Origin of the sequence: Paenibacillus sp. FSL R5-0914, from assembly GCF_038004525.1 — a bacterium.
Classification (GTDB): Bacteria; Bacillota; Bacilli; order Paenibacillales; family Paenibacillaceae; genus Paenibacillus_AQ.
Genome location: NZ_JBBORH010000003.1, coordinates 1,263,759 through 1,288,919 on the forward strand (window position 1 = coordinate 1,263,759; position 25,161 = coordinate 1,288,919).

Here is a 25,161-nt window from a genome sequence, read left to right on the forward strand (position 1 = left end):
AAATACTTTGAACGATAATCCCGCCAAAAAACCACTTCTGCTGATATCAAAAATTGCAGTTCGATTTTTCCTCATCTTGTGGAGCTTGGTAGTCTTATATCCTGTTCTTTGGACATTCCTGACATCCTTAAAGGATAATCAGCAGGTTATGCTCGGGAAACCGTGGGATTTCCCATCTATTTTTCGTTTTGAAAACTATTCAAATGTGTGGAGCAGAGCAAACTTTGGAGATTACTTCCTGAACTCCATTATAGTAACCGTGGCTAGTACACTGTTATCGCTTATTATGGCTGCTACAACAGCATATATATTAGCTCGGTTTACCTTTAAATCTAGAGGCCTGTTTTATTTTGTATACGTTGCTTCAATGATGATTCCAACCACACTCGGATTGATACCATTGTTCTTTCTTCTCGGAGATATGAATTTGTCCAACTCCTTAGTAGGGCTCACGCTTGTTTATTCTGTCGGAACGATTGGCATCCTTCCATTCGGTATCTTCTTTCTGGTTGGATTTTTCAAGGCACTTCCCCGTGAGCTTGAAGAAGCCGCAACAATTGATGGATCTTCACTATACGGCGTTTTCTTCAAGATCATGTTGCCATTATCGAAGCCAGGATTAATCACAGTAGGAATTATGAATGCTTTAACGGTGTGGAATGAGTACATCATGGCCACGGTATTGATCAACGATCCAGCGAAATACACCATTCCTGTCGGAATAGCCATTATGCAAGGGGAAATGCAGTACAGAACGGAATGGGGGCCATTGTTTGCGGGTCTTTCCATTTCTATGATTCCTGTCATTGTGATGTATGTGTTGTATCAACGTCAAATTACGGGTGGGTTAACAGCAGGTGCGTTGAAAGGTTAATTATAGGAGGGTTAAGGAAATGCCGAAGAAGATTCTCAGTATCTTCATTACACTTATGATGGTGGCCGGCTTGTTCTCCAGTTTTGCAGCTGCAGCGGATGTAGCTTCTGATCTTCCACAAAAAGATGCAAAATTAACGGAATCCTATGAAATCTATCCATTACCGCAGCAACAAACCGAAGAAGAGACAACCTTAACCATTACACAAAATGTAAACGTTGTTATTGAAGATTCGATTGACCAGCCGACAAGAAAGCTGCTTCAAAGGATACTGGATTCCAAATCACTTCAGGTCACTGAGTCAGGAGCTGTAGTAGCAGGGAAAACAAATATCTTTTTGGGAACTAGAAATTCATCAGGCTATGTAGACAACTACTTCACTCAGAATATTCCCTATGAGGCGGATCACTTCAATGAGCTGGACGCTTATGTTCTTAACGTTAGCACCAAGCAACAGAATAAAGGTGTTATTGCGATATTAGGTAAAAATACGGATGCGGCTTATTATGGCCTGGCATCGCTGAAGATGATTTTTGATCAAATTCCTGATCTGCAGGTTCGTAATCTCACTATCGAAGATTTCTCTGACACTCGCTCGCGGGGATTTATCGAAGGCTTTTACGGCACACCTTGGTCACATGAAGATCGAATGAGCTTGATGCGTTTTGGTGGAGAACTAAAGATGAACACTTATATTTTTGCACCTAAAGATGATAAGTACCATAACGCGCAATGGAGAACACCTTATCCTGCAGCTGAGCTTGCCAAGATCAAAGAACTGGTGGATGTCGGTCATGAATCCAAGACGCAGTTTGTATGGGCGATTCATCCAGGGTTCAATATGATCAATTGGAACAATTATGATGCTGAACTCCAAACCTTACTTGCGAAGCTTGAACAATTGTACAGTGTAGGCGTACGTCAATTTGGACTATTTATGGATGATATCAGCACATCACAATCGTTAGTGGATAAGGACAAACATGTTAGGCTTATTACGGATGTTGCGAATTGGGTAACGTCCAAGAAAGACGTCAAATCATTAATTTATTGTCCTCCATATTATAATAAAAGCTGGACAGGAACGACTGGCAGACCCTATCTTGAAGCCTTGAGAAATGTGCCAGAGAATGTAGATATAATGTGGACCGGGAACGGCGTTGTTGCCTCTGTTAACGCGGCAGATATGCAGTGGCCCAAAGATGCACATGGAAGAGACCCTTATATGTGGTTAAACTGGCCAGTGAATGACTATAAGGATGCAAGACTGCTGCTCGGTAAAGCAGAAGTGCTCATTCCAGGTACACATAATATTTCAGGTGTAGTGTCTAATCCTATGAAGCATGCGGAATTATCTAAGATCGGTATATTCGCGGTTGCGGATTACACTTGGAATGTAGATGATTTTGATCAAGAGGAGAGCTGGCTCGATTCATTTAAGCATATTGCTCCTGAAGTTGCTTCTGAGCTTAATACGATCGCCTATCATATGAGTGACCCATCGCCTAGCGGTCATGGACTTGTAGTAGGTGAATCGGAAAATATCAAAGCTGAGCTAGCGCAATTCTTAAGTGAATACTCAAGTGGTCAGCCGATAGAAACGACGGGGAATACATTGATTCAAGAATTTGATCTAGTATTGGATGCCATCGCGTCGTTTAGAGTAAATAACACGAATGAAAATATGGAAGAAGAAATTGATCCATGGCTAAATAGCTTGCAAAATGTCGTTCTTGCCGATAAATTGGCAGTTCTCTCTGCGATAGCAATCCAGAAAGAGAATGTTGATCAGGCATGGGAAGCACTGGCTAAGGCCACAAGCGCATTAAGCTTATCCAAAACATTCAAAATTGAGAAGCTTAATTCTCCAGATGTGACAGTTGAGGCAGGAGCAAAGCGGCTGGTTCCTTTTGCTGAGCAGCTCATCAATAAACTGGATGCTCAGATTTATACTTTGGTGGACCCGGAATATGTTAAACCTCTAGCTGTAAGCTCTTATGGTTCTCCTTCAGGATTAAACCTGATGGTAGACGGAGATTTAGCAACGAACGTCTATATTCAGACCCTTCAACAGAATGGAGACTGGTATGGTGTTGATTTTGGAAAAACCATTAAAGTGGAAGAAATTGCGATCACACAAGGTAGAAATGATGCGGATCACGATATATTCCAAAGGGGGTTTCTTGAGTATTCCGTGAACGGTCAAGAATGGACTGCAATCGGAGAAGAGCGTTCCGGGTATAAAATTTCTGCTTCCGGGCTCAATGTGGAGGCAAGGATGGTTCGATATCGATTGACTCATGCTGGAATACCTGGAGGTAAGCCTGATTTATGGACGGCAGTTCGCGAGTTTTCCGTAAATGCAGGTAAAGATAAGGTATCCATTTACACCGATGTGACAGAGTTGAAGGATACTCCTGTTATGGTAGCAGATAATTCTGTGCAATTATCGAATATGGACGGAATCACATTAAAGCCATCCCAATATGTTGGGATTAATTTGAAATCCATTGAAGAGATCACGCAAGTGGTGTTGAAAGCTTCAAACGGAGAAGTTCGGTTAGAATCCTCAAAGAACGGTGTGGAATGGGAACAGATTAATGAGGGGAATGGGGCGTTTGCTAGTGCTGCCTATTTCCGGATCATAAACAAGGGAACTGAGAATATCACTGTAGATCTGACAAGGCTCATGATCAAGCTGAACAAATTCTCTCCACCTATGATTACTCATAATTACGGAAGCATTTATGAAGGTTCTATCAACAACGTGTACAATACTTCTTTAGAGAACAAGGTTTGGTTCGGTTCGATTCAATCGAAAGGGAAGTATATTCAGATCGACATGGGCGGTGTGGTGAATGTCCAGAATGTAGCTGTCGTGATTGGAGACGGTGAAGGAGATTTCTTCCGTAAAGGAGATTTACAGCTGTCGCTAGACGGAGAGACATGGGATACGATCCATATGTTTACTAATCCGAGCGATCGGAGTTTGAATTTCCCAGAACACGAGGTGCCTTACCGTTATAAGCGAGTTCAAGTTGACGGCGGCAAGCAAGCCCGATATGTAAGATTAATTTCAACAGAAACACAAGATGCATGGCTCGCGCTCAATGAAATTTTGGTTAATGAAGGAATTGAAAGACCGGGAACTGCCAATCCGGCTATTCAGGCTGAACCTGCTGGAGTTATAGGGAATGAAGCGTCTCTGTCCGTTGACCAAAAGCTATCCACCTTCTATATGCCGGGTACTGGGAATACGGGTTCCTTAAATTATAAGTTGTCGAAGGATACAAAGGTAAAAGAAGTGATAGTTTTGCAAAATCCATCGGATAATTCAAACGCTGCGGTTTCCGTGCGAGATGCGAGAGGATGGCATAAGATAGGTAACCTGTCCTCATCTTATAATACATTTGATACTTCCAAGTATAGTAATGTGTTTGAAGTGAAGATTCAGTGGGAGGGTTCGACTAAACCCAAAATCCACGAGATCATTACCGTTAAAAAAGACGGGAATGGTGAGGTTGATCCATCGGGTAAGATGACTTCTGTTCTGTCTGGGGTAGACACTGTAGCTGGAGGTAATGACTTTCAACTGGCGTTTGGGGTAAAAAGTGTAACAGATGCTGTATATGCGATGGATATAACCATGAACTATGATCCTAAGCTATTGGAATTCAAGGCTGCTACTTCCTTGCGTAGTGGAATCCAGGTGCTTGAAACTGCTAATCACACGCCTGGAAAACTACGACTCCTGGTGGTGAGTGAAGGTGCGGGAAATGCTGTGACTGGCAATCTGCAGCTGTTAACCTTGGATTTCGGTACTAAAACAGTAGCGGAAGCTACAGAGAGTACTATTCAGATTGAAAAAGTGATCGTAGCAGATGCGGAAGGCAAGGAGAGCGAAACTGTTACGTCGGGCCATAAGCTCAAGATAACTGCAGAGGAGCCGGAGCCTGGTATGACTGGTGACATCAATAAAGATGGCAAAGTGTCCATCGGTGACTTAGCGATTGTCGCTGCTAATTATGGCAAGGATACCAGCAGTCCGGATTGGGCTGAGGCCAAACGTGCCGATATCAATAAAGATGGTGTGATTGATTTGAAAGACTTGGCGCTGGTAGCTCGTAAGATAACAGAATGAGTAGTAGCCTTCAACCTATAACAAATTAGCAGATATAATCAAAAAAAAGGAAGTGTCACCGCAGCCATTTCATGGCTTTTGGGACACTTCCTTTTTTTTGCTTGAAGAGTGCTAGCCTAGCTATGCTCCGCTAACTGTACCTCGAAGCCGTCCGGGTCCAGTATATATAAGAATCGCAGATGGGGATTTGGTGTGATCGGTCCACGTGCGACGGGGATGCCTTGGCTTTTCAAATACGCTATGGCATCGTCGAGCGATTCCACTTCGAAACCAACAGAAACGCCGCATTCCGGCTTCAGTGCCGGATCACTACCCTGAATAAGCTCGATTTTGGGCTGATCCACCGTGCCTAACATAACAATTTGTTTTCCTCTACTCTCAAATCTGCGGTCAATGGGAAGCCCCAGAATCCGGTTATAAAAATCAAGGGAAGCCTCCAGATCGCGCACCCTAAGCGTTACCCAATTCATTCTCAACTTCATGATTGTAATGTCCTCCTCTATCTATTTCTATGACAAAGCCGATTCTACTTAATTATACGCTTTCTTGTTCACTAAAAGTTCGTAATATTAAACCTAACTCACGAAGGAATACATAATTGTTAAACGATGCCTTGAATTCTAGAATGATGATATTGGAATTATATTACTTTTTCAAATCCAAAATCATTCTGGGAGGTTGTCATAATGAAGCGTAGGCTTATTTACGTTCTTACGATCCTAGTAATCGTTCTAGGTTCCTGGTTGTTACTGCATAACCGAGAGAATAAGAGCGCTTTAGAAAAGGAAGGAAAAGAAGTGACTAACGTGATTACTACTGACAGTAGTACATCAGCGGCTAAAGTTACTGTCAATAACGGACAAATTCCTGTTCAGTACTTGACTCCTGCTTATAAGGTTACTGTGAAAGGAGATATTTTGTATGCGAGCAAGAAGAATGAGACAGATGCTGTAGAACCGCTGAAACTCGATCTGTACGAGCCGTCTGGCGATAATAACGAGAAGAGGCCTGTATTTATTTTCATTCACGGTGGTGGTTATACAGAAGGGAATAAGAACGATGCAGCAGACTTTTCTACGGGATTGGCGAAGCGAGGATATGCTGTATTGTCCGTTGATTATAGGCTGAAAAAAGATCCATTTACTAATTTCAGCCGCACACTTAATGACGCTTATGAAGATATAACCGATGTGATTAAATGGATCAACGATAACGCAGAGATTTACGGGATGGATGCAAGCCGTATTGTTATCGGTGGTGATTCGGCGGGGGGACATCTAGCCATAAACTTTGTCAATCAATATGTATCACAGGATCCTTCCATCATTAAATCTGTATTTTCTATTGTTGATATTTATGGCGGTGATCTGACGAAAAGTGCGGACAGCAAGCTGCCGCCGGTCCTCATCATTCATGGAACGATAGACAAACTGGTGCCGTACCAGCAAAGTGTTGAATTGGCCGAACAGCTGAAAGAGAAGGGGGTGTATCATAATCTACTCACCATGGAAGGTGTCGGACATGACTACAAGAATGATAAATACATCGATGAAATTATGGAGACGACAACACATTTTCTATGGAATGTCATGAATAGTTCTGATCTTGCAGAGCTGCCAGAGAATTCCGGGATTTCGATTGCTTCCGGCGATGCCTTTGATATTAAGCTGCCTGGGGCCTATCGCATTCCTGCGAAGGAGTCGATGAACATCGATTTGCCTGAGGGCTGGATACTTCGTGAGCAGGAGGAAGAAGACAGACTTCGGATACAGGTTCCGGAAGGCTTGGTGCGAGGAAACGATACACTGTTTGTCTCACGAGGAGAAGATCCTAAAACGGCAATGAGCTTCGCTGTCAATGTTAACGTAATCGACCCGCTGATGGTGAAATATGAGACATTTTATGATGAAGCTGCTAAGGAAATAAAAACTCATATGGATGTTACTAATCAGTCTACGAACAATTTCAATGGTTCTGTGGAAGCCGATTATGATACAGAACGTTCTACTCAGGGGACCTACAACGCCACTGTGGAGAATCTGGAATTAGGAAAGAGTGTGCGGTTAGAGATTCCTGAGCTTGCTAGAGGACAACGGACTCTTAAATCTTATAATGACATAGGTAATCTATTGCAGACGACGTTAGATTCCTTTAACGCGCTGTTGTTGCCAAAACTCAGTAAGCCCGTTGAAATTGATGGTAACCTAACAGATTGGAGTGATCTGGCTCGCTTTGATGTGAAGGATATCAAAATCAATTGGCGAGGTAAGCAGGATATCAGTGCGACCGGTTCCTTAGCTTGGGACGAGGATAACCTTTATCTAGGGGTAGAAGTTATAGATGACAAGCATGAACAGTCGGCATCAGGCGATGCCATTTGGAGTGGGGACAGCATTCAGATTGGGATTGGTATTGCAAACTTAGACGGAACGGTACCCTCGGAGTATCATGAACTAGGTGTGGCTCGGGGAAATGCAGGGAATTTACTCAAGTGGCGCTGGCTAACCCCAATGGGATTCAATATAAATGATGCCCTAGAGCTAAAGTATGCGGTGAGTCGTTCAGATTCAACAACCAGCTACGAATTAGCCATACCCTGGCGTGAACTGAGCCATGACATTACGCAGGTGAAGCAAGGAATGAAGCTTAAGTTTTCGCTGCTGGTCAATGATAATGACGGCGAGGGGCGTAGAGGCTGGCTGGAATACAATAGTGGCATAGGTTCTTCGAAGGATGTTAATGCCTTCGGGGATCTGTACCTGATGGATTAAGAGGATCTCATGAAACTATAAGTTTCTGTAACTATCGGGAAAACGGCAGAGATGCCGTTTTTTTATTTTATTGTCGCTCAATGAACGAAAAGATAACAAATAAGTTTTGCATTGACACATCCAACTTTTGACATTATGATATGAATGAAAAAATAATTATTCATTCATGGAGATGCGGAAAGTGGAAGATAAAAAAACAAAGATTTATGATTGTGGGAAAGAGATATTTAGCAATAAAGGTTTTAAGGATACGAATGTCTCGGACATTACAAAAAAAGCTGGAATAGCTATAGGAACTTTTTACAATTATTATCCTTCTAAGGAAAAGCTTTTTATGGATATCTTTCTTGAAGAAAATGCGAAACTCAAAAAAAACTGTATGGAATCCCTTGACATGACCCAAAGCCCTGTGATTGTAATTCGGCAGATGATGGCACTCAATGTGGAAGGCATAATATCCAACCCCATTCTAAAGGAATGGTACAACAAAAGTGTTTTTGGGAAAATCGAACAGCTTTATCGAGAAGAAACCGGCATTCAGGTGAACGATTTCTTATATGACAGCTTCCATGAAATTGTGCAGCAATGGCAAACCGAAGGCAAGATGCGAAGCGATATGGACAGCAAAATGATTATGATGGTCTTCGCCGCCATGATCAATGTGGAAACCCACAAGGAAGAAATAGGACTGGAGTTCTTTCCACAACTACTGGACCATATGATGGAACTAATCATGAAGGGTCTTACAGACTGCCCCAAATAGAACGAATGAGGCAGTTTTTTTATCTCTTAAAGTGAATGAATATAATAATATTCATTCAAAAACTGAGAAGAGGGGCATGCGAATGAACATTGTTGTAAGAAGTAAAAGGAAGATCTCAATGTGGATGGTTATACTGATCATCTTCGTCGTGATTGTAGTCATCGTATGGGGAGGGATTCTCTTAAGCGCTCCAGGGAGGCGTGAAGTTCAGAAGCTTACTATCAACGTCATTGATTTCCAAAAGCTGCGTGATGGAACCTATGTGGGAGAATATATCGGCACAAAGGATCATTCCAGAGATACCAAGGTTCAGGCATCAATATCTGAGGGTCAAATTTTAGATATTAAAATATTCAAAGGCGCTTTAGATAAAAATGGAAATCCGCTGAAAATGAAGGGGGGGATAAGCATTGGTGATTTGTTTAGACATGTGATTGAATCACAATCCCTTCAGGTAGACGTTATTAGTGGGGCAACGCTTACCTCTAAAGCACATCTTAAGGCACTAGAAAATGCACTGGAGCAAGCAAAGACGAAATAATTCGTTTCAGGAGGGCTAAGATGAATATTGCAGTCATATCGTATTCATTCACAGGCAACAATGATGCATTAGCTGGCAGTGTGGCTAAAGAACTGTCATCTGAATATTTTCAGATTTCTGAATCCAAGCCGCGGACATTGAGTTCCATTACAATGGATATGATTTTCAGCAGGATACCGTTGGTACAGCCATCACCTAATGTATTAGTGAAGTATGATTTGATCCTCTTTTTCGGGCCGATCTGGATGGGGCAAGTGGCCACACCACTCCGACCCTATTTAAAGCATTTGAAAACAAACCCGAACAAGTATGGTTTTATTTCAATCAGTGGCGGAGCGGACGGACCCAACACGAAGGTACCAGGCGAACTCAGGAAAAGAACTGGGGCTGATCCCGTTGTATTTATAGATCTGTATATCGCTGACTTAATATCGACGAATCCTAAACCGACACGAAAAGCTACTTCTGCTTACAAGTTAGATCCTGGGGATATCAAACAATTAACCAGTATAGTAGTGAAGAAAATAATGGATGTGACTTAAGTAAGAGTTGACCCATAAATAAACGGCAGAGATGCCGTTTATTTATTTTCTCCTCAACTGGTAGGAATTTGTCTATTATTAAAGTGTCAGTTCAATTCACTAGATGGTATGATAGGAGCGGGAGGGAATTTAAAATGACCAATGAGATAACAAATGAGAACGAAGAAACATTAAACGAGAACGAGGAAATAACCAATGATCCAGAAATGTCTGAGGAGGATATGAATAAGCTAGTGATGGCTGTTCATCATAACGGTCTCGTAGCTTTGAGAGTGCACTTTCAAGACGTTGAAGGACAAGTGTTGAATATGGAGGCCTACGGCCCGGTTTTTGTTTTTCACGTAAAGTCTGAGTTAGACCATGTCTATTCTTGTGGCTTTTTTCTGCGTGAATTGATTGCAAGATTCCAATCGGGTAAGGATCCTGCAGCATGGATGGCTTCATTCTTTGTTGATCTGATGAAGATTGAGGGAGGCAAAACGCTTCCAAAACCGCCTTCAAGTGAAGAAGAAGCTAAAGCGATCATAGACAATGTATTAGTCCCGCAATGTATAAAAGAAATCACCGAAGAATTTGCGCCAGAAGATGTACATGTTGGTCTAGCTTGGAACGAAAAACTAGGTCCGGTTTTCGAGGCTGGATTTCCAGCGATAAGCGATGGGAATAACGTTTGTGCGTTCCCACTGCATTTATTGTTAACGCACTTGCAATTGAATCGGGATCCTTCCGAGCTGCTTGTTCAAGGCATGTATAACATCCGTAAGGAACATGGATTGGAGTAAAACAGGCTCAGAGCCCTGGCCATCCATAAAACAAAGAAACGGCAGAAATGCCGTTTCTTTGTTTTATTTTATGAGTTCTTACAATCCGTAGAGTCAATTCACTTTAGAAGCGCTTTTGAAATTCTAATCTTTTTGATGGGCATCCGTATATGGTGGATACTACCATTGATTATTTCGCGCAATCTTCCAAATCGATGGGACTTTTGGTACCACAGCCGCCATCGGAGAGCTATTACTGCAAAGCCATGAGGAGTGCGGTCAACGATTCCGTTGACAACAGAAGCACTTGATTCTATATTATGCACAACACGATATGGATTCTATAGTTATGAATTTAGCATTCCAGCGCGTGAGAATGTATATTTAAGGCTATGATTTAACGTAGTCTTTTAGGAGGTTTTCTAGTGAACATCAGAGCATTGTGTGAAGGGATAAAGCTTGATCCAGCGGCTAGACAGCAGGTTTATGAGTTTCAGATGAAAGAGGATGAATATCTAGTTTATAAACAACATTTTTATTTTGACAGATTTTCTTTTTTTGAATCTGTGAAAGCATCGGAGGGCTATCGAAAGCAACTATTATATTTATTTGTGAGATTCGCAGTAGATGCTTATGAAGAGTATCGTATTCGTAACATTGAGGATGAGATCTATTATGATACATTCTCAGATATTCAGATCTGGTGCATGCAATGTCTACGTGATTACGGTGAATATGGTATTGAAGAATATAACTGGCTGCAAGAGCATGTTCAGCTTCGTTTATTTCGTTTGGGAAGAATGCAATTTCAACCTTTTGCGATGGACCGCGATTTAGTTGTTGATGGTTGTAAAATCTTTACCAATCAAATCGTGCTTAATGTGCACATTCCAGCGGGAGAGCCTTTATCCGTTCAAAGTGTCGAGGAATCCTTTCAGTTAGCCAGATTTTTTTTTAGAGGTATAACTCCAGTGTTTATTTGTCATTCATGGCTGCTTGATCCGGAATTAAGTGAGATTTTGAATCCAGAATCGAACATTATTCAGTTTCAAAGTCGGTTCTACATTTATGAAGTCGATAAAAGTTCCAAGGAAGCAGAAGAAAGAATATTTAGTAAACTAAGTATGACCCCTCAAGAGTACGAAGAGAACACCCAACTGCAACGGCGTGCAAAAGCCTTTTTAATTGCAGGAGGTAAACTAGGAAGTGGCTATGGGATTAAAGTACATAAGTAAGGTTGAAATCTTGGCATATTACGGATAGAGAAGACGTACACTGCAAATGAAGTGATGCGTTAACCTGACTCTGGCTGTAATAGCTGGTTTTGGGGATAGTGTTTTGTTTTATCCAAAAACGAAACCGGTTTCAGATGTACGAGCGCGCCGTGCAATGAAATCAATAAGATCAAAGAGGTGATTCCATTGGGCTGACCCTGGGCAGATATCGTCTTAAGCATTCCTGTGTCCTATAATTTTTTCATTTATTAGGAGGAGACGATGATGTTGAGAAAAGGAAAAATGCTAAGTCTATTTCTGCTGTTTACACTCATGATTGCTCTAGTGCCTACAGGTAATTCAAGTGCAGCCTCGAACTGGAATCTGGTATGGAGTGATGAATTTGACGGGAATTCTCTGAATACTGGTAACTGGTCCGCCGAAATCGGCACAGGGAGCGGTGGCTGGGGTAACAATGAACTTCAGTACTATACTAGTCGTTCGCAGAACCTGCAAGTTACGGGTGGAAATCTGGTTATTACAGCGCAAAAAGAATCCTACGGTGGAATGAATTACACCTCTGCACGGATCAAAACACAAGGACTCAAAAGTTTTACCTATGGGAAAATCGAAGCTAGAGTTAAGGTGCCTTCGGGTCAAGGACTCTGGCCGGCATTTTGGATGCTTGGATCAAATATTGATACAGTAGGTTGGCCTAAATCCGGTGAAACAGACATTATGGAACGTGTGAACAATAATGCTTTTGTTAATGGGACGGTACACTGGGATGCCAATGGGCATGCCGAGTATGGGCAGGTATCCGGAAATCTGGATTTCTCTCAATACCATGTGTACAGCGTTGAATGGGATGCGAATTATATCAAGTGGTTTGTAGATGGCAACCAATTTAATGCTTTTTATATCGAGAATGGAACGGGTAATACGGAGGAGTTCCAAAAACCCTTCTTTATCCTGCTAAACCTTGCTGTTGGTGGGAATTGGCCTGGAAGTCCAAACACTTCAACTGCTTTCCCGGCGCAAATGCTGGTTGATTATGTACGTGTATATCAATCCGCGCCTACCTCAAACATCGTTAGTGGGGGGATTTATACTTTAGCCGACAAGGCTAGTGGCAAGGTTCTGGACGTAGTGGATGTGTCCACAGCAAGTGGGGCAAAGATGCAGCAATGGACCAATTACACAGCCAATAATCAGAAATTTAAGGTGGAAAGTACAGGAGACGGCTACTATAAGCTGACAGCAGTGCATAGTGGAAAAGTGTTGGATGTACCGAACTCATCAACCGTCAGCGGCGTACAGTTGCAGCAATGGGATGACAATGGTACCAACGCTCAGCGGTGGAGCATTGTAGATGTAGGGGGTGGCTACTACAAATTAATTTCTAAAGTGAGTGGATTAGCTATGGATGTAAACGGAGCCTCAACCGCAGATGGCGCAGCGGTTCAGCAGTGGACGGATAACGGAAGCGATGCTCAGAAATGGTTTTTTACTAAAGTGAACTAAAAGGATCTATTATACGATCATGTTTAAGAAAAACGGCAGAGATGCCGTTTTTCAGAATGACGAGAAACCCAATTCACTGGATGGCCTTGGGTTTCTCGAGATCCTGCAGCCCCTATCTAATAGGGGCTGTATTTTTACGTTTAATACGTCGTTGATATTGAATTCTTGTGTTGATTACTGTCCCTTTTCTTCTCCTAATCGTTCTAATTAATTTCAATTGAAACAGCGAAAGGGGTGAGATTCTTGTGCGAATAATTTTAATTCTACGTTTATAAATGATTCGTCTATTACTTTTTCGCATGAACCGCCGCTTAACATAGCTGACCTTCCGTCTTCTTCGTTTTAATTTGGCTTTAAAAGCTCTCCAAGGAGTTAGATTTAGGAACTTACGATATAGCGCAAATCCTGAGGAATCTTTATTCCAGCATTTCTCATCCCCGGCAAAATGGACAATTTTATTATTGTAGTCATGATCTGGGATGGCCATGTTAAATGAATTAAAACGGATATCGAGAGGGAGGTAATTCGCTCCAAAAACTGCATTTAGAACATCCTGGTCAGGCATGGTGACATCAGGGAAAGTGCGCAAGAAGTTCAGCATCTCTTGGTACCAGTTCGTATTCTGGCGGATATTATTCAAAGCAAATACGATCACTCCAGAATTAAAATAAATCTCGGGATTCAGCCCTTTGGCGCTCACAATAGATGCAACATCCATAATGCCCTGATCCCAAATCGCCCCTAAATATTTTTCATTCAGCTCGACCTGCCACAGCTCCGCGATGTCTATGTTTACCAATACATCACAATCCAGATAAATAATTTTGTCAGAAGGAATTAACGCGGGAAGCAGCAATCGGTACATACTTGCATGTGTCCACATATCGATAGAATTAATATTGGCAAGAACCTGGAGCATATCTTCGGGTAAAGTAATCGAATAAAAGCTAATCGTATGCTGATGTTTAGTGGTTAATCTGGTGAGCTTTCGCTTGTTAACTTCGGTTAAAGAGGCATCATGTAAAATATGAACATGGATTGGGGAACTTGTATGATGAAAAACTGACGCTAAAACGACACCGGCATGCTCTACATATTTTCCATCCTTATCTTGAAAGGCCAAGGCAATTTCGATCATTTGATTTATCCTCTCTCTACATTAGTGTACGAATGTACCACAGTATACGTTTGCCCTGGCGAGAGGATAAAGGCATTACACCTACGATATTCACCCAATTTTTTTTGTACATAAAAAAACCAAGCTCTGCAAATCAGAGGCTTGGTTTATGAAAGCACTTATTTATTTTCGCAGCTTAATACAGTCTATGTGATGATTGTTATTTTTAAATAGAATAAGATCTGCACGATTTCTGGTAGGTAAAATATTGTGTATCAAATTTTCAAAATTGATTTCTTTCCATATTCTTTTCGAGATCTCGATAGATTCTTCTAGTGATAACTGTGCATATTTTTTAAAATAAGATTGCTCATCTTGGAAGGCGGTATCTCTAAGCTTAATAAACCGGTCAATATACCATTTCTCAATATTATTCACATCAGCATCCACATAAATTGAAAAATCAAAGAAATCAGATACAAAATAGTTTGGCATACTTTGATTAATTGTCAAACTAGTCTGAAGAACATTTAATCCTTCAACAATTAGGATGTCCGGGTTCTCGATCGTAATACATTCATTTGGCACGATATCATAAGTTAGATGCGAGTATACAGGACTTTGAACACCCGAAACACCAGACTTCACTTTAGTTAAAAATGAAATTAAACTACGTGTGTCGTAGCTTTCAGGAAATCCCTTTTTCTTCATGATTCCACGCTTTTCCAGCTCAGCATTGGGAAGTAGAAACCCGTCAGTTGTAACTAAATCTACTTTTGGATGAGAAGGTAATTGAGAGAGGAGCTTCTGAAGAAGTCTAGCGGTTGTACTCTTGCCAACAGCGACACTTCCGGCGATGCCTATGATAAATGGACCTTTTTTAAGATCGTTATTAAGAAAGTGATTTATAGAATCTTTAAATGTATGAGAGGCTTGAAGCTGCAAATGTATCAATTGGGATAGAGGAAGATAGACCTCATTTACATCCTCAATCGAAATTTTATCGTTAATACTTTGGATATCACTAAGCTCTTCTTCTGATAATTGGATAGCGGTGAAATCGCTTAGCTTCTTCCAATCCTCACGTAAATAAAGTGTATATGCTGAATTATTCACCATTAAAGTTTCCACATCCCTGAGTTTTTTAAAGATTCACCTGCACTTAGGTATTATAACCGTTCATTCAACTTGATTCCATTCATAGCAATCGACATTAGTATGGACATTATGGAGAATTCATTTCAATAAATAGGAAAATAAATTAAAATATAGTGAACGAGGAAGAATGGAGTGGAACCATGGGAGTTTTTCGAAAAGTTGAAGTATTAACGGATTACACGCGCAAGGGTACGTTCCAAGAAGAGTCAGAGCCCAGAAAAATCGTGATAAGTATTTATTATCCGGATACGGATGGTTTGCTCGATAACAACGAATCTAAAATGAAATATATGGATCTTTTCCGGCCCTGTGAACAACAAGCAAGAGAAATTCTACAAGATATTGGAATGAATATGGATATCATAGATGGATTATCTACCTCAATCAGCGAGGGAGCATTGCAACAAAAATCCAAACGATCCTATCCTGTCATTATCTACTCTCCTGCACTAGGCTTAGATAGAGATATGTATATTTACAATATACAAGCGCTGGTAAAGCTAGAATTCATAGTGGTAACCGTCAGTGCTGCTTATGAAGCCATGTTTACAGTTAGTTCAAGTGGAGAATTTATGAATCAGTCAGAGGTCATGAGGACAATACAGGCTACAGATTATACCGAATTACATCACTTAATTTCTATTCGAAAAAAGGATATAAAGTATGTATTAGATCACCTATCCAATCTGAATTCAAGAATGGAAAGTTTTGATATGGACAAGGTTGGCATTATTGGACATTCAATCGGCGGTGCTACTGCATTAGATTTAACTATGGAAGATGATAGAATTAAAGCCGCAGTTTTATTAGATGCAAGTATGCATTTATATATTGAGAATGAAGTGAAGAATACGGTCCCCCTACTTGTATTAAGGCAAAAAGCTTCTACATTAGAAGCCTTAAGTAATATTTTACAGGAAAAAATAGCAAATGATTTCATCAAAGGACAAGAGAAGCTTTTTCGGAATTGGAATGGATATAAGTCTTTTCTGAAAATACGAAAGGCAACGCATATGACCTTTAGTGATATGCCTCTTTTTGAGGAGGACGAAGCTTTATATCATAGAACTTGTGGGATTCATAATCAGATAAATGAGCTTGTCGCTAATTTTTTTCAGGAGCATCTATTGAATCAGGGTAATGCTTATTCTACATTCGTTAGTTATAATCATAGTGATTTCTGTGTGATCAATGGCAGTGGAGATGAAATTCTGTAATCTAGTAATAAATCCACTTCGTTTATACCGATAAACATATATAAGGGAGGGGATTATAAATGCATTCAGCTCAGTCTCATCAGATAATATGTAATCATATTGAACAATACATAGGGGTTATTGATAATGTTTTTAAAGAGGTTATTTCAGATGTTCTGTCCATTGATATTCTAATTGTTAACCCGACGCCTGAGCGGAATTACTATACTTTAATTACATCAGGAATGAGTGAATTTGCGATGCAGGTTCCAGATGGTGCAGAAGAATATCAATTTACTGAATTAATGATTTGCCTTCCTCCTACATGGAAGCTGTCTGATGAGGCTTTTAAGGACGAAAGAAATTATTGGCCTGTACGTGCGCTAAAAACAACGGCTAGGTTTCCACATGAATATAATACTTGGCTCTATATGGGGCATACGCTAGTAAACGGTAATCCAGTAAAGCCTTATAGTGAGGATACAGGATTTCAAGGGATGTTTGTGTGGGTGCCAGATGTTGAAGATACAGCTGGATTTTTTAATTTGGAAATGAACAGTGAGAAAGTTGTGCACTTCTATACTTTAATTCCGCTTTATGGAGAAGAGTTAGATTATAAAGTTAAGCATGGCGAGGAAGAACTTCTTAATAAGTTAAATAAGATTGGGGTCACCGATGTTCTGAATCCTTCCCGTAAAAATAGCTGTAAGAAGATATTTGGACTCTTTTAAAAATAAGAAAAACGGCCGAGGGCCATTTTTTTTATCCTTTAATCCCAAAAGCAATCCAGCGCCCATCAACATCTTCAATAACAAATTCCTTGTTATTATAGTCGGTGTTGGCTAATGCTCGGACAATGTTAACACCAGCCGCTTCGAATTCTTTCTCCAGCTGCTCTTGCTGTTTCGTAATAAAATAGGCATCGTAACCATAGCCATACAATTCTCGATTAGGAATAACCCTTTGTCCTTGGGATTGAGTAAGGATAATTTCTGTATCATCACGATAGAGGCAAACATGCGGTTCTTCCGTATCTAAATAGGGCACAACTTGAAAGCCTAAGTACTGATTGTAATAAGCAGCGGTGCGCTCAATATTCAGGGTAGGAAAGATACTATGTGATTGTAAAAGCTTTTTGTCCACTTGTGAGTTCATCCTTTCTAAGAAAATAGATACCCATATATTACCTTGGGGCTAAGATTTCAACAATACATGGAGTTATTAAACCGCAGGAGACATTCATGGTTGACACCTTAGTTATTCTATAATAATATACATGCATGAGCATGCATTAATTAATTTCTGCTAAAACATGTTTTTAATGTTCATAATAAATTTAGTTTTTTATAAAGAGGAGAGATATCATGAAGAACTTGTTTACCCCTTATGAAATGAAGGATTTGAAATTGAAGAACCGCGTGGTTATGCCTCCAATGTGTCAGTATTCAGTGACTAACAAGGACGGAATTGCTACCGATTGGCATTATAATCATTACGTAAGCCGCGCCATTGGAGGAACAGGATTAATTATTATTGAAATGACCGATGTAGAGCCTGATGGCCGAATTACTGATTTTGACCTTGGCATTTGGTCCGATGAGCAAATACCTGGATTGGCTAGAATTGTTGATGCTTGTCATGCTTATGGGGCAAAAGTAGGTATTCAAATTGCTCATGCTGGGCGTAAGGCTGAAGATGCAGCAGTTCCTGTATCCTCTTCTGCCGTTCCATTTGATGCTGACTCCAAAACACCACGTGCCCTAACGACTGAAGAAGTGAAGGGTATGGTTGAAAAATTTCGGTTGGGCGTGAAGCGTGCGATTCAAGCGGGGTTTGATGTTATCGAGCTTCATGGTGCGCACGGTTACCTTATTCATCAGTTCCATTCACCACTAACGAATCAAAGAACAGATGAATATGGCCAAGATTTGACCTTGTTTGGTACTGAAATCATTCGTGCAGCGAAAAGTGAAATGCCTGAAGGAATGCCATTGATCATGCGTATCTCAGCTCAAGAATATGTAGAGGGCGGATACGGCATTAAAGAAAGCTTGGCATTTAGTAAAGCTTATAAAGAAGCTGGCGCAGATATTTTCCATATCAGTGCAGGTGGTGAAGGTCCTATCGCGGCTGCTGGCAAGCCAGGAACACATGCGGCGTATCAAGTTCCTTTGGCAAGAGAGATCAAATATGGTTTGAATGTACCGGTGATTGCTGTAGGCAGATTGGATGAACCTGCTCTTGCTAATGCAGTCATTGGGAATGAGGAAGCAGATCTTGTTGCGGTTGGTCGGGGGATGCTGAGAAATCCATATTGGACGCTGGAGGCTGGGGTTGAGCTTCAGCAAGACCCTAGTATTCCTCGGCAGTATGCCTTTGGATTTCCTAGAATTAAAGGCTAAGGACTAACGAATTAAATGGAATTATTTGAAAAGACCGACTTCTTGGAGAAACGGTCTTTTCTCTTTTTTGGATTAAGCTTGGCACAATGGATGGGGAGTGTAGTACTATTATATAGAAGAAAAAATTCATGAATAGTCATACGCTCAGGAGATGAAGAGATAGATGGACAAAATTCTTAACAATGACCTTATCGCGAATTGGTTGACGTTAACGCATATACAAATGAATGTGACGAATGAATTAGAAGTTAATTTGCAAGCGAATCATGGATTATCTTTAAAAGAGTTCTACTTGTTATTATTCTTGTCGGAAGCCCCAGAGAAAAAACTGAAATTGCAGAAACTTGAATCCATGGTTGGTTTAAGCCAAAGTGCCGTTTCACGTTTAGTTAGCCGGTTTGAAGCCAAGGGCTGCGGAGCCTTAGAGAGAAAAGCATGCGACAGTGATCGCAGAAGTATTTATACCTCCCTAACCTCCATTGGTGAGGCCAAGCTCATCCGTGCACAAGAAACCTTTAAAGACACGCTAATGACGGCATTCCCGGAAAAAGATGTGGAACAGCTTCTAGCGCAAATGCTTCGTATGAAGCAGCAATCATGAATCAGCTCAAAAAAACCTCTGTTTAGGTAAATGGATCGTATCTCCATTTCCCATGCAGAGGTTTTTGCTTGTGCTGTAATCTATCAAAAGTGTGCCAGCATTCATTAAGCCTTCTATTGCCATTACCGCTTAGAAAGCTGGTAATAATTATAGCTTTCATTTTCAATCGTAATTTCATTCATTAAGTCGAAGTCACATTTTTGTATGACTCTATTTGAGGGCGTATTGTGTACCAGAGCAATAGCGTTTAATACATCGGTAGAAGTGTGCTCAAACAAATACTTAATTAACCCCTCGGCAGCTTGTGTGGTATACCCTTTGCCGCGATGATCCTTGGATATGGCATACATGATTTCTCTGTTCGGAGCGGGTAATTCATCCTTCATTCCTGTACAGCACCAACCGATAAACTCATTCGTCTCTTTTAAAATAATGCCTAAACGAAGACGAAGCTCCCCGATATTTCCATCCGCTGAGACCGCTTGTAGAAACTGTTGGTTTTCTTTCATTTCATAGTTTATTAACCAATCTAGCCGTTGTTCTTTAGGGACATTCCAGTCGGGCAGAAATTCTATGATTTCAGGCTGCGTGGTAAGTGCGTGAAACTCGTCTAAATCCTCCACTCTAAACTCTCGTAACAGGATATCTTTACATTGAATTGTAAATAAATCGCGTTTTGTTGTTTCATAACCTACATGGTTATTCATATTTCATCTCTCCTTCGTGCATTCAAATTCATTTTATCATGAATAAAAAGTACGATTTGGTAATCTTTGATTATAAAAAAAGTTTTCTTTTATTTCACACAAATATTAATTAGTTAATATATTAATTGATTATAAAGTGTGTTATTATGTTTCGTATAAAGGTTAAATGATTCACGGATGGGGCGGTTTTGTCGTAGTAATCAGTAGATTGGTTAGGCTTTTATGATTTCTAATACAAAAGATGACAGGTGATCTTCTATGAACAATGACAACAGTAATAAATCTATTAATGGTAATTTGATAGCGCATTATAAGTTTGATAACCCCGATCATGTGGGTCAAGATTACTCAGGGAATGGGAACGATGGAATCGCTTCAGGGACTAAGCTGCCATCCATACAGACTGTAGCGGGTAGAAGTGCTGTTTCACTAGCGGGTGGAGAACATGGCACATCCTATATTTCTTTGCCAGATGATCTTCTTAAAGAAGTCAGCGACCAAGCTGGCCTTACTGTCTCGACTTGGATGCATGTAAGTACTGGCGGGAGTTTATGGGAAAGACTGTTCGATTTCGGCAAAGGCGAGACAGGACCCTATATTTTTTTAACGCGTAATTTCCGGGGGACTTGTTTTGCGGGGGAAGATTTAGTCGCAGATCCCGGTAAATCCTTTGCTGCTGGTGAATGGGTGCACGTTGCCTTTGCGGTCACAGGAACAAAAGGTGGAACACTAAGCAGTGCAGGACCTGTGATGTATGTCAATGGTGAGATCGTTGCGGATGGAATGATAAGTCAGACTTCTAGCGGTACATATGCTAAACTACGCACGTGGTTTGCTACATTTGAGGATCAAGTGAATTATAGTAACAATACGATCGGCAAGTCCCAGTACGCTGCAGATGTAGATTTTGGCGGCTCTCTTTCGGACTTCCGTGTATATAAAGCGGGATTAACGCAGGACGAAGTGATTGAGATTATGTGTGAGTCTTTGACAGATGAAGAGATCGTTAAGCTCGCAAAAGATAAATATTTAACCTTCACTAGTTCAATCATCACCAAAGATATCGAATTACCAGCTTCGCTCATGGGTGGAAAAGTTGACGTGTCCTGGGTATCCAGTGACTCAGCAATTATTTCTAATGCGGGAGTTGTAAATAAAACCGTCCATTCTGCTAAAGGTGTAACGCTTACAGCAGTTTTGAAAAAAGGTGACAGTACAGTAGAGAAGAGCTTCACCGTGTCTGTGCTCCCAGAAGGTTTGCCACCCTACACCTTAACGATCGATGGAAACCATGAGATTTTGGATGTTAGCGAAGTTCTATATGGCCTATTCTATGAAGATATTAATAATGCGGCAGATGGTGGAATTTATGCAGAGCTAGTGCAGAATCGTTCCTTTGAGTCGTTTGCTTTTGACAGCTATTCGCATGTATGTGGTGTGCACGGGACTTCAACAGGAAGAAATTATACACCTCTTCATGCATGGTCCGGTGACACGGACAAAATGACGGTTCATCATACAGGCGGATTAAATGATTTCTTCGGAATCGAAGATAAAGATATGAATGCGCATTATGTGACAGTGGCAGATGGCGCGACGATCAATAATAGAGGCTTTGCGGATTCCAATCAGCACTGCTCAATGTTTATTAAGAAGGATGCTAAGTATAACTTCACGATTTGGGCGAAGGCAGAGGCAGCGGGAACAATCACCCTGCAATTGCTCGACAAAGATGGTAAAGCCATTAGTGATGCAACGGTAGTTGAGGTGAACGGTGACGGTAACTGGAAGAAGTATGGTGTAGAGTCTAAGCTTGTATTAACAGGATCTGAAACTGTACTTGGTCAGCTTGCTTTAACCTTTAACGGTGAGATTTCCATTGATATGGTTTCCTTAATGCCGGAAGATGTTTGGGGCGCTGGGGAAGAAGAACGCTCTGCAACAGCTCATGCTAACTATAAAGGAAATTCCAACTATAGATTGCGAAAAGACTTAGTGAATGCACTTGTTGATCTTCATCCTACATTCTTACGTTTCCCGGGGGGCTGTATTTCTGAAGGCTCTCACATTTGGGAGAATGTGTACGATTGGAAAGAGTCTGTCAACGATATTGAGCTTCGCAAAGAGAACTATAATGTATGGGGCTATATGATGACCATGGGTCTTGGATATATGGAGTATTTTCAATTAGCCGAAGATTTGAATGCAACACCACTTCCGGTTATGGCCTGCGGCGTACTGTGTCAAGCTCGTTCGGATTATGCGAATCCAGCTGGCGGTGCGTTAAGAGATTATTATGTGAAGAACTTTACGGATCTGATTGATTTCGCGATTAGCATGGATTTTGACAATAACGAGTGGGCCGCTTTGCGTAAAAAGATGGGCCATGAAGCAGCGTTTGACCTGCGTTACTTGGGCGTGGGGAATGAAAACTGGGGAACAGAGTTTTTTGCCAACTTCGAGTATTTTAAAACAACGATTGACGAATATATGGTGAAAAACTACCCTGATCATGAACTGACCATTCTTTCTACGGTTGGCGCACAAGCAGATGACGATGCTTATCAGCAAGGCTGGAAATTCCTAAGCGGAAATCTACAGGGCTCGGAACAGATCAGCTTCACGGATGGAACATCGAGTATTGAAGAGACGGTTACCTGGTATGAGAAACAAAAAAACTACATGGATACGATTGCGGACGAGCATTACTACCGTTCCAACGAGTATTTGTTAGAGAATGCGGATCGCTACAATTACTATTACAGAGCTTATAAAGAAGACGGCAGCTTGGACGAGGCTGAAACTTCGAAGGTTTTTGTGGGTGAATATGCTTCGACAGATAAAAATACATTGGCAGGAGCGATTGCTGAAGCGGCGATTATGTCCAGCTTTGAGAATAACTCTGATGTGATTAGACTAGCTGCAACGGCACCTTTGTTCAATAAGGTATTAACAGATGGCACCTACAGATGGACACCAGATTGCATTTGGTTCGATGATGAAACTGTATGGTACACGCCGAACTACTATGTTCAACAGCTGTATGCTAAATATCTCGGCACCAAAGTGGTTGGCACATCGTTCTCGACATATCGCAACGGGGAAAAGGTAGACCTCATTCCTCACGGAGGAATTGAAGTGGCTGCCGGGAAATCATCTGTAGTTGTGAAGCGGGTGAAGGTTACTTCGAATACGGATGACAGCGTTATGCTAGAGCAAGATTTTACACAGCCGCTGCATGAAGCTTGGAAAGTCATTCCTGGTTCTGCCGGATATACGATTGATCCTTCCAAAGGTCTAGTCTTGAAGGCACAGAACAGCGGGCTGAATGGATTGTATATTCTCAATGACGCGTGGACTAATTATAAAGTAGAGGTCGTTCTTGAAAAAGCTTCCGGCGAAGATGGCTTCTATGTAGGTGCAGGTCTGACAGACATTTCACCGGAAAATAAAGATGCTATCGAATATGCGATTGGCTATAATGGCGATGCCACAGGAGTCAAGGTGTACAAGCAAGGGATTGAGGCTTATACACTCGGCGATTATTCCTCTAGTACAGCAGCGGGTAACCTTAGAGCTAGTTGTTATGAAGAACTAGCGGATCATACGGAATATACCATCACTGTTAATTATGGTGGAGCAGATGGCAAGCATTTGATTTGCTCATACACAGATGGCAAGACAACAAGCAAAGTGCTTGATTATAAGCTCGAAGCGTATAACAGAGAAGTATACAATTCCGTTACTAAAGATGATAAGCATCTCTATGTGAAGCTTGTGAACGCGGATCGTATAGAGAAAGCAACGAAGCTTGATCTAAAAGGCTTAAACGTAGCTACTACCGGTAAATGGATTACTTTAACGGGCGATGCTTCGCTAGTTCACACACCTAATGTGAATAGAAAAAATGATGAGAAGGTTACTCCAGTTGAAACGGAAATCAGGTTTGATAAAGACATTGCAATTGTAAATCTACCTGCCCATTCTGTGAACGTGATTGTTCTGGATCTTATTTAATAGAAAAGATAGCATTCAGCGCGCGCCGATAATACTTCGGCGCGTGTTGTTGTTTAGGAAGGCTTGTAATCGGTTGATGTTTATATAGGGAGAACTGTCCACTTCTTGATGAATCTCTGAATCTAACATACACTGATGAAAGCACAATCACCCGAATGACTCTCCATCCTGCGATCCTCCCAGAATATTTTTCACTACACTAAGGCTTTCATTTCACGAGAATATAGTTCATATCTTGCCCCAATAGGAGGATGATACAATGATGAAATTATTCAAAACGGACTGGAAGGCAAATCTAAAAAATCCACAAACGATTATGGCTTTGTTTACTTATCGTTTTGGAAATTGGGTGTATTATCGGGTGAAAAGTGGCCTGATCCGCAAACCTTTGTGGCTCCTATATCGAATAATGGATGTGCTTTTTGTTCGAATTGTTGCCAGTGGAGAGCTTCATGCAGAGGCACAAATTGGTGATGCACTTCATTTACCGCATGGGTTAAATGGCATTATCATTAGTCCTAAAGCGGTGATTGGCAACAACGCTACTATTTTTCACCAAGTGACCATTGGGGGGAGAAATAACTTAGGGGAACCCGTGATTGGTGATAGAGCATTTATCGGAGTAGGTTCTAAGATACTAGGCCCGGTTACGCTGGGGAACGATGTTAATATCGGAGCTATGTCTGTTGTGGTTAAGGATGTGCCGGATAATGCTTCAGCAGTAGGGATTCCTGCTAGAAATATTTTGCGAGATGAACCCAAACCTGAGAATACAAGATAACGGCGGGATGTTCTATTACATAGGGTATCGCTTTATTTTAATAAGTTACAG

Annotated in this window: 20 protein-coding genes; 15 read left to right on the plus strand and 5 right to left on the minus strand. The window is 41.1% G+C overall.

The window, feature by feature from the left end:
* Positions 1-7 precede the first annotated feature (7 nt).
* Together MKX60_RS28730 and MKX60_RS28735 are read left to right on the plus strand one after the other, a co-directional pair.
* Positions 8-874 (plus strand): carbohydrate ABC transporter permease, encoded by an 867-nt coding sequence (locus tag MKX60_RS28730; RefSeq protein ID WP_339246646.1) that lies wholly within the window; start codon positions 8-10, stop codon positions 872-874.
* A 19-nt stretch (positions 875-893) separates the two neighbouring features.
* Entirely contained in the window at positions 894-5,015 is a 4,122-nt protein-coding gene (locus MKX60_RS28735) for a beta-N-acetylglucosaminidase domain-containing protein (protein ID WP_341061657.1), read from the plus strand.
* Between the two features lie 116 nt (positions 5,016-5,131).
* Here MKX60_RS28735 and MKX60_RS28740 read toward each other — a convergent pair whose 3' ends face one another.
* Complete coding sequence (locus MKX60_RS28740; protein ID WP_076283288.1) at positions 5,132-5,497, minus strand: VOC family protein; 366 nt, start codon at positions 5,495-5,497, stop codon at positions 5,132-5,134.
* A 204-nt stretch (positions 5,498-5,701) separates the two neighbouring features.
* Here MKX60_RS28740 and MKX60_RS28745 point away from each other — a divergent pair, with 204 nt between their 5' ends.
* The 7 genes from MKX60_RS28745 (at position 5,702) to MKX60_RS28775 (ending at position 13,131) form a co-directional block, all read left to right on the plus strand.
* Positions 5,702-7,786, plus strand: a complete 2,085-nt coding sequence (locus MKX60_RS28745) for an alpha/beta hydrolase fold domain-containing protein (RefSeq protein ID WP_341061658.1) — start codon at positions 5,702-5,704, stop codon at positions 7,784-7,786.
* A 181-nt stretch (positions 7,787-7,967) separates the two neighbouring features.
* Positions 7,968-8,549 carry a TetR/AcrR family transcriptional regulator gene (locus tag MKX60_RS28750; protein WP_076283286.1) on the plus strand — a complete coding sequence of 194 codons (582 nt, stop codon included), beginning with the start codon at positions 7,968-7,970 and terminating at the stop codon, positions 8,547-8,549.
* A 118-nt stretch (positions 8,550-8,667) separates the two neighbouring features.
* The gene (locus tag MKX60_RS28755; RefSeq protein ID WP_218640832.1) at positions 8,668-9,090 is read left to right on the plus strand and encodes an FMN-binding protein; all 423 of its coding nucleotides are present in this window, start codon (positions 8,668-8,670) and stop codon (positions 9,088-9,090) included.
* A 20-nt stretch (positions 9,091-9,110) separates the two neighbouring features.
* Positions 9,111-9,632 carry a flavodoxin family protein gene (locus tag MKX60_RS28760; RefSeq protein WP_076283284.1) on the plus strand — a complete coding sequence of 174 codons (522 nt, stop codon included), beginning with the start codon at positions 9,111-9,113 and terminating at the stop codon, positions 9,630-9,632.
* Between the two features lie 134 nt (positions 9,633-9,766).
* Positions 9,767-10,414 (plus strand): hypothetical protein, encoded by a 648-nt coding sequence (locus MKX60_RS28765; protein ID WP_042186601.1) that lies wholly within the window; start codon positions 9,767-9,769, stop codon positions 10,412-10,414.
* A 404-nt stretch (positions 10,415-10,818) separates the two neighbouring features.
* Positions 10,819-11,628, plus strand: a complete 810-nt coding sequence (locus MKX60_RS28770) for an acyltransferase domain-containing protein (protein ID WP_076283283.1) — start codon at positions 10,819-10,821, stop codon at positions 11,626-11,628.
* A gap of 261 nt (positions 11,629-11,889) precedes the next feature.
* On the plus strand, positions 11,890-13,131 hold the full coding sequence (locus MKX60_RS28775) for an RICIN domain-containing protein (RefSeq protein ID WP_445670775.1): 1,242 nt from the start codon (positions 11,890-11,892) through the stop codon (positions 13,129-13,131).
* A gap of 112 nt (positions 13,132-13,243) precedes the next feature.
* On the opposite strand, the gene MKX60_RS28780 is transcribed toward MKX60_RS28775, so the two are convergent.
* Together MKX60_RS28780 and coaA are read right to left on the minus strand one after the other, a co-directional pair.
* On the minus strand, positions 13,244-14,269 hold the full coding sequence (locus MKX60_RS28780; protein ID WP_341061662.1) for a glycosyltransferase family 8 protein: 1,026 nt from the start codon (positions 14,267-14,269) through the stop codon (positions 13,244-13,246).
* 162 nt (positions 14,270-14,431) lie between these two features.
* Positions 14,432-15,367 carry a type I pantothenate kinase gene (gene coaA, locus MKX60_RS28785; RefSeq protein WP_339270052.1) on the minus strand — a complete coding sequence of 312 codons (936 nt, stop codon included), beginning with the start codon at positions 15,365-15,367 and terminating at the stop codon, positions 14,432-14,434.
* 179 nt (positions 15,368-15,546) lie between these two features.
* Here coaA and MKX60_RS28790 point away from each other — a divergent pair, with 179 nt between their 5' ends.
* Together MKX60_RS28790 and MKX60_RS28795 are read left to right on the plus strand one after the other, a co-directional pair.
* On the plus strand, positions 15,547-16,623 hold the full coding sequence (locus tag MKX60_RS28790; protein WP_341061663.1) for an alpha/beta hydrolase family protein: 1,077 nt from the start codon (positions 15,547-15,549) through the stop codon (positions 16,621-16,623).
* A 59-nt stretch (positions 16,624-16,682) separates the two neighbouring features.
* Positions 16,683-17,333 (plus strand): suppressor of fused domain protein, encoded by a 651-nt coding sequence (locus MKX60_RS28795; RefSeq protein WP_076300815.1) that lies wholly within the window; start codon positions 16,683-16,685, stop codon positions 17,331-17,333.
* A gap of 31 nt (positions 17,334-17,364) precedes the next feature.
* On the opposite strand, the gene MKX60_RS28800 is transcribed toward MKX60_RS28795, so the two are convergent.
* On the minus strand, positions 17,365-17,745 hold the full coding sequence (locus MKX60_RS28800) for a VOC family protein (RefSeq protein WP_042186616.1): 381 nt from the start codon (positions 17,743-17,745) through the stop codon (positions 17,365-17,367).
* Positions 17,746-17,966: 221 nt separating this feature from the next.
* Here MKX60_RS28800 and MKX60_RS28805 point away from each other — a divergent pair, with 221 nt between their 5' ends.
* A complete protein-coding gene (locus tag MKX60_RS28805; RefSeq protein WP_341061664.1) occupies positions 17,967-19,004 on the plus strand; it encodes an NADH:flavin oxidoreductase/NADH oxidase in 1,038 nt (345 codons plus the stop codon).
* Between the two features lie 163 nt (positions 19,005-19,167).
* Positions 19,168-19,605, plus strand: coding sequence for a MarR family winged helix-turn-helix transcriptional regulator (locus MKX60_RS28810; RefSeq protein ID WP_081383065.1), 438 nt, complete (start codon positions 19,168-19,170; stop codon positions 19,603-19,605).
* A 122-nt stretch (positions 19,606-19,727) separates the two neighbouring features.
* On the opposite strand, the gene MKX60_RS28815 is transcribed toward MKX60_RS28810, so the two are convergent.
* The gene (locus MKX60_RS28815; protein WP_076283275.1) at positions 19,728-20,312 is read right to left on the minus strand and encodes a GNAT family N-acetyltransferase; all 585 of its coding nucleotides are present in this window, start codon (positions 20,310-20,312) and stop codon (positions 19,728-19,730) included.
* A gap of 258 nt (positions 20,313-20,570) precedes the next feature.
* Here MKX60_RS28815 and MKX60_RS28820 point away from each other — a divergent pair, with 258 nt between their 5' ends.
* Positions 20,571-24,329 carry an alpha-L-arabinofuranosidase C-terminal domain-containing protein gene (locus tag MKX60_RS28820; RefSeq protein ID WP_341061665.1) on the plus strand — a complete coding sequence of 1,253 codons (3,759 nt, stop codon included), beginning with the start codon at positions 20,571-20,573 and terminating at the stop codon, positions 24,327-24,329.
* A 259-nt stretch (positions 24,330-24,588) separates the two neighbouring features.
* Positions 24,589-25,110, plus strand: coding sequence for a serine O-acetyltransferase (locus tag MKX60_RS28825; protein ID WP_042186629.1), 522 nt, complete (start codon positions 24,589-24,591; stop codon positions 25,108-25,110).
* Positions 25,111-25,161: the final 51 nt, after the last annotated feature.